The 12,274-nt window shown below is 63.1% G+C and carries 12 protein-coding genes; 4 read left to right on the top strand and 8 right to left on the bottom strand.

Features of this window, described 5'->3' with window-relative positions:
* Positions 1 to 22: 22 nt before the first annotated feature.
* Positions 23 to 454 (bottom strand): hypothetical protein, encoded by a 432-nt coding sequence (locus tag VKV28_14790; GenBank protein HLH78068.1) that lies wholly within the window; start codon positions 452 to 454, stop codon positions 23 to 25.
* A 400-nt stretch (positions 455 to 854) separates the two neighbouring features.
* Here VKV28_14790 and VKV28_14785 point away from each other — a divergent pair, with 400 nt between their 5' ends.
* The 3 genes from VKV28_14785 to VKV28_14775 all read left to right on the top strand — a co-directional run bounded on the left by VKV28_14785 (position 855) and on the right by VKV28_14775 (position 4,331).
* Positions 855 to 2,264 (top strand): hypothetical protein, encoded by a 1,410-nt coding sequence (locus VKV28_14785; GenBank protein ID HLH78067.1) that lies wholly within the window; start codon positions 855 to 857, stop codon positions 2,262 to 2,264.
* Positions 2,261 to 3,106: a radical SAM protein gene (locus VKV28_14780; protein HLH78066.1), complete on the top strand. Its 846-nt coding sequence runs from the start codon at positions 2,261 to 2,263 to the stop codon at positions 3,104 to 3,106. The genes VKV28_14785 and VKV28_14780 overlap by 4 nt, the downstream gene beginning before the upstream one ends.
* A gap of 130 nt (positions 3,107 to 3,236) precedes the next feature.
* The gene (locus tag VKV28_14775; protein HLH78065.1) at positions 3,237 to 4,331 is read left to right on the top strand and encodes a cytochrome P450; all 1,095 of its coding nucleotides are present in this window, start codon (positions 3,237 to 3,239) and stop codon (positions 4,329 to 4,331) included.
* 15 nt (positions 4,332 to 4,346) lie between these two features.
* On the opposite strand, the gene VKV28_14770 is transcribed toward VKV28_14775, so the two are convergent.
* The 3 genes from VKV28_14770 to VKV28_14760 all read right to left on the bottom strand — a co-directional run bounded on the left by VKV28_14770 (position 4,347) and on the right by VKV28_14760 (position 7,090).
* Positions 4,347 to 5,327 carry a hydroxyacid dehydrogenase gene (locus VKV28_14770; GenBank protein ID HLH78064.1) on the bottom strand — a complete coding sequence of 327 codons (981 nt, stop codon included), beginning with the start codon at positions 5,325 to 5,327 and terminating at the stop codon, positions 4,347 to 4,349.
* Entirely contained in the window at positions 5,328 to 6,275 is a 948-nt protein-coding gene (locus tag VKV28_14765; protein HLH78063.1) for a dihydrodipicolinate synthase family protein, read from the bottom strand. It abuts the gene before it with no gap.
* Positions 6,276 to 6,349: 74 nt separating this feature from the next.
* The gene (locus VKV28_14760) at positions 6,350 to 7,090 is read right to left on the bottom strand and encodes an iron-containing redox enzyme family protein (GenBank protein ID HLH78062.1); all 741 of its coding nucleotides are present in this window, start codon (positions 7,088 to 7,090) and stop codon (positions 6,350 to 6,352) included.
* Positions 7,091 to 7,413: 323 nt separating this feature from the next.
* On the opposite strand from VKV28_14760, the gene VKV28_14755 reads away from it, so the two are divergent.
* Entirely contained in the window at positions 7,414 to 8,166 is a 753-nt protein-coding gene (locus VKV28_14755; GenBank protein HLH78061.1) for an SDR family oxidoreductase, read from the top strand.
* A gap of 41 nt (positions 8,167 to 8,207) precedes the next feature.
* Here VKV28_14755 and VKV28_14750 read toward each other — a convergent pair whose 3' ends face one another.
* The 4 genes from VKV28_14750 to VKV28_14735 all read right to left on the bottom strand — a co-directional run bounded on the left by VKV28_14750 (position 8,208) and on the right by VKV28_14735 (position 12,239).
* On the bottom strand, positions 8,208 to 9,023 hold the full coding sequence (locus VKV28_14750; GenBank protein HLH78060.1) for an inositol monophosphatase family protein: 816 nt from the start codon (positions 9,021 to 9,023) through the stop codon (positions 8,208 to 8,210).
* Positions 9,024 to 9,104: 81 nt separating this feature from the next.
* Positions 9,105 to 10,562: a protein kinase gene (locus tag VKV28_14745; protein ID HLH78059.1), complete on the bottom strand. Its 1,458-nt coding sequence runs from the start codon at positions 10,560 to 10,562 to the stop codon at positions 9,105 to 9,107.
* Positions 10,559 to 10,957 (bottom strand): hypothetical protein, encoded by a 399-nt coding sequence (locus VKV28_14740; protein ID HLH78058.1) that lies wholly within the window; start codon positions 10,955 to 10,957, stop codon positions 10,559 to 10,561. Before VKV28_14740 ends, VKV28_14745 begins: the two co-directional genes overlap by 4 nt.
* On the bottom strand, positions 10,932 to 12,239 hold the full coding sequence (locus tag VKV28_14735; GenBank protein ID HLH78057.1) for an FHA domain-containing protein: 1,308 nt from the start codon (positions 12,237 to 12,239) through the stop codon (positions 10,932 to 10,934). The genes VKV28_14740 and VKV28_14735 overlap by 26 nt, the downstream gene beginning before the upstream one ends.
* Positions 12,240 to 12,274 lie beyond the last annotated feature (35 nt).

The following is a 12,274-nucleotide window of genomic DNA, read 5'->3' as shown; positions in this document are numbered from 1 at the left end:
CACGCAATCGAGCGCCTTGGCGTTAGTGCGAAGTGTCCTTCTGGCCTGCGTCAGGCGGTGCCGGAGTCAGCGCGTCGGGAGTTGCCGATGGATTGGTCGGCTTGGTGTTACCCAAATCCTTCTCGCTCAGCCGACTGAGTGGTTGTTCGTCGAGCCGATCCGCTTGCTCCTCGCTGGGAATCGGCGGCAGGGGCACCTTGTCGGTCGCACTGCCGTAGTACTCTTCCCAGCTATCGGCGTCGCGCGAGGGGTCAAGCACCGGCTGCAAAAAGGTTTGGGTGGCCAAGTAATGTAGGGGTCGAGCCAAACCATACTCCAGCATGGTTCCGACCGGACTCAGGATATAGGAAATCCCGCGCACCGGGTTGGAATCTTCCTGGGTATATTCATTGGGCGAACGAAAGCCGGAATTTTGTTGGGAACAGGCCATCCCACCCACCAGGGCTAATGCCACGGCGACGGCCGCAGCCGCACGCCGAGGGACGAGCCGTTTGGCTCTGAGCATCATCCAACGCATGGTTCAACTTGGATCGTAGCCGGCAGGGGTGTCAATCGTCCTTGGGAGCGTGCCGGGACACTCTCTTTCTGCGCCATCGCAAATCGAATCGAACTCTGCCCCCAAGAAGAATCTAGGGCAGTAACAAGGCTACATGCCCCGCGTCATCGCATGAAATGGCGCAGCCAGGCCAATCGATGCTTTTCGATCAAGCGAGAAATTAACCGTGGTCGGAATCGCCCAAGCTAGTCCGCTTTCGTCCCAAACCTACGCACCATTGCTCCTTTGCCGCAATCCTACCTGTCCTTGGCGGGGGGGCGATGGTTTCATCGACACGTGCGGGTACAATTGGTCCACAGTGCAGTTCGTACGCAAAATCACGGGAATCGGTCTTTGGCTTCACGTCATCGGAGCGGTGCTGGTTCTGTTGGCGCCGGCTTTGGCGTGGGCGCGGCCAAGCTCACGGCTGCCAACTAGCCAGGCGGGGAGCATCGCCTACGTCGGTACCGACGGCAACATCTATCTCTGGAGCGCGCAAAGCGAACAGCGGCGATGCGTGAGTTGCAGCGGGCGTTCCGAGCAGGTGCGCGCGCAGGGCATCGTGCCCGTCAGCGTGGGCTTGGAACGGATCCAGGACGAGCCCGGCCAGCCTCCCACGCTAACCGCCCCGCGGCCACGCTTTCGCCTACCCACGTTCTCGCCCGACGCTACCCAGCTCGCCTACACCTCGATGCGAATGGGACGCGACGGCATAACTTTCGCGGTCCATGTAAGCGATCTGGCCAAACGCCAGAGCAACGAGCTTTTTTCCGGCCCGATCGGACGGCCGATTGATCTGCACTGGTCTGCCGGCAGCCATCGGCTGTTTTTTCTGGTCGAGCATCAGGGCCTTTTGAGCTTGATGCTGGTGCGCACCGATCGACCCGCGCCAGCTCGGCTGCTGGCCCAAGGACAGCCGCTGTTTTTTGCCTGGAATGAAGCGCGAAAAGAATTAGCCTTGAACTATGCGCCAAGCGATCAGTCCGAGCAGCCACAGCCGCAGAGGGTCGTCCTGATGGAGGTAAGCGATCAAAGTCAGCACGTGAGCAAGGTCCTCTCCGCCAGTCCGGGTCTCTTTCGCACTCCTGCCTGGTCACCCAACGGGGCTTATCTGGCCTGGGTCAACGACAAAGGAAACGGCCAAGCGGCCTTGATCGTGGCGGCGAGCGACGGTACTCAACCGCGCGAAATGGTCGGCCTGCCTCCCTTTCTGTCCACCTTCGTCTGGTCGCCTGATTCCAAACAGATCGCTTTCACGTCGGCGCAAAACCGGCGCGCAAGTTCCTTTGACGGGATCGGCTTGCTGGATCTGGCCAGTGGCAACATCAGCACCCTCGTCAGCGGCCCTGTGACCAGCTATAGCTTTGCTCCCGACGGCCGCCACTTGGCCTACGTCGTGCCGGAGGGCGCAGGCTACAGTTGGTACCTCACCGACCTGCCGCCCTCCAAGCCGCGCCGCCTGCAAAGTTTTCTCCCCACCCAGGCGGAAGATTTGACTTTGCGCTTTTTCGACCACAGCCCGCTTTCCGGCGGTATCTGGTCACCGGACTCGCGCCATTTGACCTTTGCCGGCGCCCTGCTTGCCCCCGGTCAGCAAGAGGAAAATGCCCTGCCACCGCCACAGGTCTGGATCGTATCGCTGGATAATCAGCCTGCAATGAGAATCGGCGATGGTTCGATGTCCACCTGGTCGCCGGTGGCCAGCCCTAGCCCCGGCGCAGGCCGATGACGCGGCAGTACGAAGCCCGCCCGGTGGAGCGCGCTCTGACGCCCACCGGCGGTTTTCTGTCGGGCTTCGCCTTTTCTCTCAACCCCTATATCGGCTGCGCTTTCGGTGATAACGGCGGCTGCCCGTTTTGCTACGTGCGCTGTCTGCCCGTGGCCCGCGCCCGCTCCCAGCCTTGGGGCCAGTGGGTGATCGCGAAAGAAAACCTGGCCGTGCGCCTGGCCGCGGAATTAGCTCGGATCAAAAGCCGAGGGAACCTAGATCGATTGACCATCTTCATGTCCAGCGCGACCGATCCCTACCAGGGGCTGGAACGCCAGGCGCGCCTGACCCGCGCTGCGCTGCAACTGCTGCAGTGCAATCCGCCGCGACGACTGATGGTGCAAACGCGCAGCCCGTTGGTGGAGCGCGACATCGACCTGCTCAAGGCCTTGGGCACGCGCGTGATCGTCTCGCTTACCCTGGAAACCGACGACGAACAGGTCCGCCGCCAGCTCTGTCCGACCTCGCCCTCGATCGCGCGCCGGGTACTCACCGCCCAGCGCCTGCGCGCCGCCGGCATCTTCGTTCAGTTGGCGATCTCCCCAATGCTGCCCAATCATCCCGAGCGCCTGGCGGCAATAGCGGCGATGGCGGCCGACCGGGTGGTGGTCGATACGCTACGCGATGGCGACGGCGGCGGCGGCCGGCGCTCGCAGGCCTTGGGCATGCCTGACCGCTTGAACCAACTGGGCTACGCTCAATGGTGGCGGGAGGATGCCCACGCGCCCTTGATGGCGGCCTTGCGGGCCGCGATGGGTGAGGAGCGGGTTGGTTTCAGCCAGACCGGTTTCAACGCCATATAACGCCGCGCCAGGTTAACGGCCAAGGAGCACGCCCACGCAATCGCAAATCGATTTCAATCCCTTCGACCCCAACCTACGCGCCAACCCGTATCCGATTTACCGGCAATTGCTGGCCGTTGGCGCGATACGCTTGGAGCATCCCCGGCCGCTGGCGATCGTCAGTCGCTATGCCGAGGTCGAGCGGATAGTGCGTGACTTCGAAGGTTTTTCCAGCGAGCGCACCGGTCAGATTGCCTTCCAAGGGCTGAATCTCGCGCCCGGAGGCAAAAACCTGCTCAATTCCGATCCGCCTATTCACACCCGCCTGCGTCGTCTGCTGGCACGGGACTTTTCGCCACGCCGCATCCAGGCCCTGACCCCCTTCATCGATGAGACCATCGAGCGCCTGCTGGATCAGATCGAGGCCAAGGGCGAGTTCGACGCGGTTGCGGATCTGGCCAATCAGCTTCCGGTGCGGGTGATCGCCACTCTGCTGGGTATCGAAGTAGAGCGTCACGCCGAATTCAAGCGCTGGTCGGATGCAATCATCTCTAGCTCCGGGGTCGATCCGTCCCAGCCCCGGCCCCAATCGGCACTGGCGGCGGCAATTTCGATCCGCGCCCTGTTTCGCGAGGCGATCGAGCAGCGGCGCGGCGCACCCGGCACCGATCTGGTCAGCGCGCTGGTCGCGGTTAACCAAGCCGAGCAGCTCGATACCGAGGAGCTGATGTCCGTCCTGATCCTGCTGCTGCTGGCGGGCAATGAAACCACCACTAGCCTTATCGGCAACAGCTTGTTGACCCTGGGACGCCATCCCGAGCAGCTCGAACGCTTGCGCGCCGAGCCCTCGCTCATCGGGGGAACAATAGAGGAGGTCCTGCGTTACGATCCGCCGGTGCAGGGCACCGTGCGCAAGGCCAATCATGCGATCAAGTTAGGTAGCGCCGAAGTTCAGCCCGACGACATGGTGTTGCTGCTGTTCGCGGCGGCCAACCGCGACCCGGCCCAGTTCGCCGATCCGGACCGCTTCGACCTCGAGCGCTCGCCCAATCCCCATCTTTCCTTCGGCGCCGGCATCCATTACTGCCTGGGCGCACCGCTGGCACGCCTGGAGGCGGCGCGGTCAATTAGCGCGCTCTTGCGTCGTTTTCCACGCTGGCGACTAGCCGATCCCGAGGCCCAACTGAGTTATAAGGGCTCAATGTTTTTGCGCGGATTGGCGGCGTTGCCCTGCGCGATCAAGTAGGTGGCGCTCTCTGGTTCAGTCCAGCACTTCGGGATTAACCACGTTTTCGCGCTCCGGATGGCCGTCGAGCACGCTTAACAGATTGCGGATGGTCGTCACGCTCATCCGCTCCAGCGCCTCGGCCGTCACACCGGCAGCGTGAGGGCTGACAATGAGGCGCTCCAGGGTCAGCAGCGGATCGTCCTGCGGGGTAGGCTCGCGTTCGAAGACGTCCAGCGCGGCGCCGCCCAGCCCGCCCTCGGCCAAGGCCGCATACAGCGCGCGCTCGTCGATGATGCCACCGCGAGCGGTGTTGATCAGGTACGCAGTGCGCTTCATCCGGGCTAAGCGAGGGGCATCGAACAGCCCCACGGTGTCCGCATTCTTGGGGCAATGAATGGTTACAAAGTCGGCACGCGGCAAGGCTTGGTCGAGGTCGGTCATCGGCTCGCAGCCGGCTGTCGCGATTTTCTCCGCCGCGACGTAAGGATCATAAACCAGGACGGTCATTTCCATCGCGCGGCAGCGCGCCGCCACTCGTGTGCCGATTCGTCCAAAACCGACGATCAACACGGTGCTCCCGTACAGCTCGCGCGGCGGATTGGCGTAGCGCTCGCGCCAGTTACCCATCCGCGTGATCTGATCCATCAGGCGGCCGCGCTTGACCAGCTCCAGCATGAAGTACAGCGTGTGCTCGGCCACCGAAACCGAATTGGCGGTGCCGGTTACCAGCAGCGGGATGCGCCGGGCAGTCAGCGCGCTCACGTCCACCCCGTCATAACCCACCCCAATTCGTCCCACCGCCTTAAGCTGCGGAGCCGCGGCGATTTCGGGCGCCATCATGTGGGTCAGCGCCAGCGCCACCGCGTCGGCATCGCCGAGCAAGGCATGAAACTCGCTCTTGGACATCTCGTTGCTGAAGGCCACAACCTCGATATCCGGCCGGCTCTTGAGCAGCTCCCAACCGGCACGATGGATGGTATCGGGAACCAGAAGCTTTTTTTTGTACTCGCCCATCTAGCTCTGACTCAGGGCGCGCGCCGCCGCCTCGCTTTGAGGATTGTCCGGCAAACCCCCATCGACTACTCCCAGCGCCGCAAAGAATTTCCCGATGCGAGCATGATCCGCGGGCGATACCGGGTCATAGGGCGAAGCTGGGTCGCCGATATCGACCCCGAAGTGCTTGAGGGCGGATTTCATCACCGGCGGCAATCCGTAGGCGGCAAAAAGAGCCGGGAAGAGGGTGAAACAGCGCTGCCATTGGCTGGCCCGCGCCAAATCGCCGGCGCGGAAGGCGCGCACCACGGCGGCCGCGATCCGGGTGCCCGGCGGCGGCATCGTCGCTCCGGCCCCGCCCAGGAGCAGCGTTATCAGCAGGGGCTGCATGGTAGTGAAGTAACCTACGTTGCCGCGCAGCCCCAGCTGGGCGATAAGCCGGCCGATCTTGGTCACGTCGCGCGAGCTTTCCTTGAAATAGCGCACCGGCGGCAACTCGGCGATGCGCAGGTAGGCCTCCAGCGGCGGATCCGTGCCGGGGCCGGGATTGTGATAAACCACAATGGGCAGCGGTGTGCGAGCGGCGATCTGCTCGAAGTAGCGCAGTAACTCCGCCGTGGTCGGGGGCGGTCCCCATGGCCGCAACGGCATCAGGACCTGGATCAGGTCGGCACCATGCTTGGCCCCGTAATCCGCCAGCTCCAGCACCGCCCGTGGGTTAGGCGCCGAAGCTCCCGCGATCACCGGCTTGCGCCGCGCCACCAGCGCGATACCCTGGCGAATCAGCTCCAAGCGCTCGGCGGAAGTGAGCATGGTGTACTCGGCGGCTTCCACCGCCGCGATCGAGATCGCGTCGCAGTCGGCAGCCAAAAAATCGATCTCGCGCCCCAGCGCGGTGTAATCGACCCGCCCCTCGGCATTGAACGGAGTCAGACAAGCGCCAATAACGCCACTAATCGCGTCGCTCATGGAGCTAAACCTTTCCTGCCCGCCGTGCCCGGCGGCGATCGGGTTAAGTGCCGGGCGAGTGAAAGAAGACTTTGCTACAGGGTCCGCCGCCAATCAGCATAAAGCGGATCCTCGTCGACGAAGGCCCGTTTTACCCCATCCAACGCCAGCCAGAAGATATCCAGGGTCTGCTGCACGGCCTGCCGCACCCGCTCCTGGTCAAAATCGCTGACCGCATACTTGGCCACGGCGTAGGGACCCACGCGCATATGCTCCTCGTCCACGCTCATATGCACGGTCCAGTACTCGATGTCGCGCGACTTGCGATCGAAACCGTAATGGTTGACCAGGCCGTTGACGATTCGAGTCATCCGCGGCGCCGCCGTCCCCTCCAGGCAGAAGCCCTGTCCCGCGTACAGTTCCAGCCAGGAACGCTGATTGATCAGCAGCTCGCGCCACGCCAGGAACGCCTTGGTCTCGGGCAGCGGCGCAACCGCATTCAGCTCCTCTTCGCTGTAGCCGCAGGCCACCGCGAAGCGCTGATAGAGATCCTTGTGACCGCCGGTCTTGGTGCCCGCCCCAGTGGCTTCCTCCATCACGTTATCGATCCACATGTGCTCAAGCTCGGGGTCCTCGGGGCACCGCCCCAGCATCGCCGCGATCGGCTTGGGAAAGGGCTTGGGAAAGTAGAGATAGAACTGGCCGATAAACCCCTTGAGCTGCTTTTTGCTCAACTCGCCCGCCTCGATCGCCGCGATTACCGGATGGTCCTTAGAATGTTTGCGCTCGACCATGCGCTGAATTTCGCGAACGAACGCTTCACCTGAAAGTGCCATGACGTACTCCTTGGAATGGGTGCTGCCGCCGCTCAATTATGGCGCAGCGAGCGACACAAAGCACGCGCGGCAGGCGCGCTTGTCGGTTGACCGGCAATCGCAGGGCCTGCGCCGAACCTCTGGCAGCGGTCATAGTGACGGCCGTGACAAGTGTCAAGGCGACGGCCGATTACAGGCGGCAATTCCACCATTTGCAGGCAGTATAAAGCTGGCTGCCGTCCTCGATCTTCTCCCCCTGACCCGCGGGAGCTAAGAGAGGGGGAGCAGGCCGCGAAGGTTTTTCCCGCGGATTGTTAGTTTCGACCCTCTGGAGGAAGGCAACGATGCAGAGCAAAATTGCGCTGATAACGGGCGCGGGCAGCGGAATCGGGCAGGCAGTGGCCGTGGCCTTGCGCCAGGAGGGATATGCGACAGTTTTGGCCGGCCGCCGCCTCGATGCGTTGGAGGAAACCGCCCGCCAAGGCCAAGGCGCAGCGGCACCCTGCCTAATAGTCCCCACCGACGTGCGTGATCCGGCCGCAGTCAAAACCCTCTTCACGCGCACCAAGGAACGCTTCGGCCGGCTCGACCTGCTGTTCAACAACGCCGGCGTCAACGCCAGCGGCTTCGCCCTGGAGGACTTGCCCTTCGAGCGCTGGCAGGCGGTGGTCGATACCAACTTGACTGGAGTTTTCCTATGCACCCAGGAAGCCTTCAAGTTGATGAAAGCGCAGCAGCCCCGCGGCGGCCGCATCATCAACAACGGCTCGATTTCTGCTTACAGCCCACGCCCCAATTCGGCGCCCTACACCGCAACCAAGCACGCGGTGCTGGGTCTAACCAAGGTAACCTCGCTCGACGGCCGTAAATACGATATCGCCTGCGGGCAAATAGATATCGGCAACGCGCAAACCGCCTTCACTTCGCGCATGGCGGCTGGGGTGCCGCAAGCCAACGGCACCACCATGGTGGAACCGACGATGGCGTTGGAACACGTGACGCGCGCTGTGCTCTACATGGCCAGCCTGCCGCTGGACGCCAACGTCGAGTATCTCACCGTGATGGCCACCAAGATGCCGTTTGTTGGCCGCGGCTAAGTTCACCAGCAACCTCTGGGGACCTGCCCGTGGCCTGAGCGTCACGCGGGCTGATTGGCGTCCTGGCGCCGCTGCGCCTCAGGAAGGGCGCCAGCTAGGGCCTGCCGCATCGCACCATGCAAATAGCGGTTGGCGGCCAGGATGCGGCCTGCGGCCAGATCGAGCGGACTGCCATCAAGGTTAGTCACTCGTCCGCCCGCTTCGCGAATAATCAGGGCGCCGGCGGCGACGTCCCACGGCTTGAGGCCGAATTCCCAAAAGCCGTCAAGCCGCCCGCATGCCACCCAGCTCAAATCCAGCGCCGCAGCACCAGTGCGGCGGATGCCATGCACCAATGGCATCATGGTCTCCCAGAACATCAGATAGAACCAGCGCCGTTGCGCTCGGTCGTAAGGAAAGCCGGTGCCGAGCAGAGCTTGGTTGAGCCGGCGATTGTTGCTGACCGCGATCGGTGCACCGTTGAGGGTAGCTCCACCCCCGCGCCGGGCCACGAACATTTCCTTGCGGCTAGCATCATAGACCACGCCCAATTCCATTTTTCCGCGCCGTTCATAACCGATCGAAACGCAGAACTGAGGGTAACCGTGAGCAAAATTGGTAGTCCCATCGAGCGGATCGATGATCCAGCGATGCTCGCTGGAGGTGCCGTTGAGGCCGCTTTCCTCGGCCAGGATCGCGTGGCCGGGAAAGGCGCGCCCGATGATCGCGATGATCCGTGCCTCGGCCTCGCGGTCGGCCTCGGTCACCAGGTCAAGAAAATTGCTTTTGCTGGCGATACTGATGTGTTGGAAACGGGCCAGGTGGATTTTGCCCGCCGCCCGCGCGGCTTTGAGCGCTACCGCTTGAAGTTCATCCACTGCGTGCGCAGGTTATGAAATCGCCGCGCTTAAGTCCATGCGCACGCCCCCGCGCCACAGAGAGCATTAACCCGATTCGGTTCAGTCGGCAATTTTGAGGTGATCTTCGATGTTGCTGGCGCCAGTCAGTGCCGAGGCCTCGTCTTCCACCATCTGACGCGCCTCTTCGCTGGGCACGTTGCCCCACAGCGTGATGGTGTCGCCATGGAGCTGGAAGCTGACCCCCGGGTAACTCTGGCTGAGCAGCAGCCGCAGCATCGCTTGCGAAGCCAGCCTGGCACTGGCACCAACCGAATCGTCGGGAGCGCCGAAGTCGGGCACCGCCGCGGGCTCGGAGTCGGCGCGCCCTGCGGCCGGCGCCACCGCCGACAGATACATCAGCAGGCGAATCACCACAAAGGCCAGCACTGCCGCCAGCAGGACCAATTTCATGACCCGCGTGTTTGGCCGGCTATCTCCCGCTCGTCGCGCCATTGTCCCCGAGCGCACGATGTGGTCGGGGGAAAGACGAATGGTTTCCGCTTCGGTGCTCACCACTTGGCTGGGGCCCAGCACGCGGCGCAAATCGGCCGCGCAGTAGCTACAGAAGCGCGAATCGATAGGAATGGGCCGGGCGCAATTAGGACACGGCGTCTCGGCCACCTGGCTCAGCAGCGTGGGTCCCGCGGCAGCCCCCGGTACCGGCGCGCTGGTAGTCAGCGGCAGCTGGAGTTGAGCCTTTTCACTGCCAGCCGGCAGTGCGCCACTGGCGGTGAGCAGGCGATGGCGAAATTCACCGGTATTGGGAATCCGATGCTCGACGTCGTAGGCCAGCGCCGCGCTTACCAGGTCGGCCAGCGCCGGACTCAGATCGGGTCGCAGATTGCGCAGAGGCGGATAACTGAAAGGCGGCTCGGTAGTAGGGTCGCGGCCCGAGAGCGCGTGATGAAGAGTGGCGCCCAACGCGTAGAGGTCCGAGCGAGTCTCGACCTTGCCGCGATACTGCTCGGGCGGCGCATAGCCCTGGGTACCTATCATGGTAGCACTGCTTTGGGGCTGAAAATGGCGAGCGATGCCGAAATCGATCAGCTTCACCATCCCGCCGGGCGTGATCATGATGTTGGAGGGTTTGAGGTCGCGGTAGATCACCGGAGGGTTGCGCGAGTGCAAATACTCCAAGGTGTCGAGGATTTGCAGCGCCACCGGCACCATCTCCTCCGGTGCAAGCTTGCCGCCCGTGCGCTTGAGGCGCTGCTCTAGTGTCTCGCCCTCCACATACTCCATCACCAGATAATGGCGATTTTGCTCGCTGAAGCGATCGAAAACGGTGGGGATATGCTCGTGTTTGAGCTCGGCCAACATATCCGCCTCACGGGCGAAAGCGGCTTCGGCTTGGCGTTGCGCCTCGGGGTTAGGCAGGGTATCGATCATCTCGGCCAAGGCGCAGGGGCGCGCGGCCAGACGCAAGTCCTCGGCAAGGTAGACCACCTTCATCCCACCGCCCCCCAACTCGCGGATTACCCGGTAGCGGCTGCCAATGACCGTGTTGGGAGCGATCATCTTGGCCCCGGACGCCCACCGCTAGGCGAGTTAGCCGCGGGCATATGCCAAGCGGGGAAGTCCACCGCGCCGGCCAGTGCGGCATTGGCCACGCACACAATATGGAGCAGCAGCCCCAGCGGATAGGCGCTGTAAGCCACCCCGACGCCGATAAACCAGGCCAGGGCCTGCCAACGCTGCCCCTTGTAGAACTGGCCCAGGCCGGGAACGATGCTCATCGCGGCCGCGATCCAAGGATTCCAAGCCACATCCTGGCGGATGCGAAAGCCGCGCTCCAGCGCGCCCCCACATTCTTTACAAAAAGAGGCGTCGCTCACGACCACCGGACGGCCGCAAAAAGAACAAAAGCGCGGCGCCGACTGGCGCGGCTCAAACTCGGAAGTCGAATTCGGCATCGCCCAGCTTAACCCGCGCGCCATCCACCAAAAGCGCCTGGTTGACTCTCTGGCCGCCCACATAAGTTCCGTTTTGACTACCCAGATCCTGCAGATAATAGCCGCCGTTTTGCCAGCTAATCGTCGCGTGATGGCGCGATACCGACTGATCGGCCACGACTAAATCGTTATCCAACGCCCGGCCCAAGCGAGTAGGAGCGTCTGGACGCAGTACCAACGACTGCCCGATCGAATTGATCAGGCGTGCGCCGCCGTTGGCCTGCGCCGCAGCCAACGAGGGCGTCGGATTATGGGCGGCCGGCGGCGTGGCGACCACGCTCGACGCTGACGGCGCAACGTAGGGCTGAGCCAGCGCGGGCGCGCTGACGGTACGCAAATTAAAGCGCAGCGCATAGTTGCCGATCTGGATTAAATCGCCGGCCGCCAGCACCTTGCTTTCGATCCGTTGACCATTGACCAGCGTCCCCGGATTGCGGGTGAGATCCTTGAGGATATATTCGCTGCCCCGGCGGCTGATCTGGGCGTGCTGTGGGGCAACCGCGCTATCGCCGAACAAGCCGATTTCGCACTCTTCGGCGCGGCCTAAAAAGGCCATTCCCTTATCCAGTCGGTATTCTCGTCCCCGCAGGCGCCCATCCTCGACTCGCAACCAGGCCACCTTGGTCAGTTCCTGGACCAGCCCGATAAACAAGCCGATCGCAAGTCCAATCGCGCTCAGGCCAAACAGGCGCGACAGCAGGCCGGCATGAGTCAGGGCTCCAATCGCGTCAAAAGCGATCCCTCCGATAAAACCGCCTACCCAACCGCCAGCCGCTCCCTTGAGCAGATTACCGGCAACGAAAGTGGCGATTCCCACGCCCAACCCCAGCATCAGCCCCATCAGGGTCCAGCCGGTTAGGCGAGCGGCGATGAGGTAGACCATCGAGCCGGCGTGTCCCACCCCCCAGCCGCCGGCCGTCAGAATGTAGCTGAAGGCACGATTGGAATAATAGGTCGCGGGCAAGGAGAGGAGGGCGCAAATTCCAAAGCCGATTAGGAAGCGGCGCTGCATTTGCGGCGTGAGTGCCAGCTCCTGATTCTGGGCAGCGTTGATAAAGCCCCCGATCAGGCCCGACAGCACCGCCATCGCGATCAAGTTGGCGACCGCCATGCCTGTGGTCTGGCGTTGCGTCAGATCGTAGCCGTGATTGACCAGCTCCACCGGGAGCCAGCCCAACGCACCGCCGGCCAAGCCGGCCAAAGCCTTGAATGTTAGTTCCCGGCGGTTTATGAAGGCATCCATAGCAATACATGCAGCCCAGCCGAAGGCGGCCCGGC

The sequence above is a fragment of the Candidatus Binataceae bacterium genome, assembly GCA_035294265.1.
Lineage (GTDB): Bacteria > Desulfobacterota > Binatia > Binatales > Binataceae > DATGLK01.
Note: the sequence above shows the minus strand (reverse complement) of the source record. Positions and strands in the feature narration are given on the sequence as shown.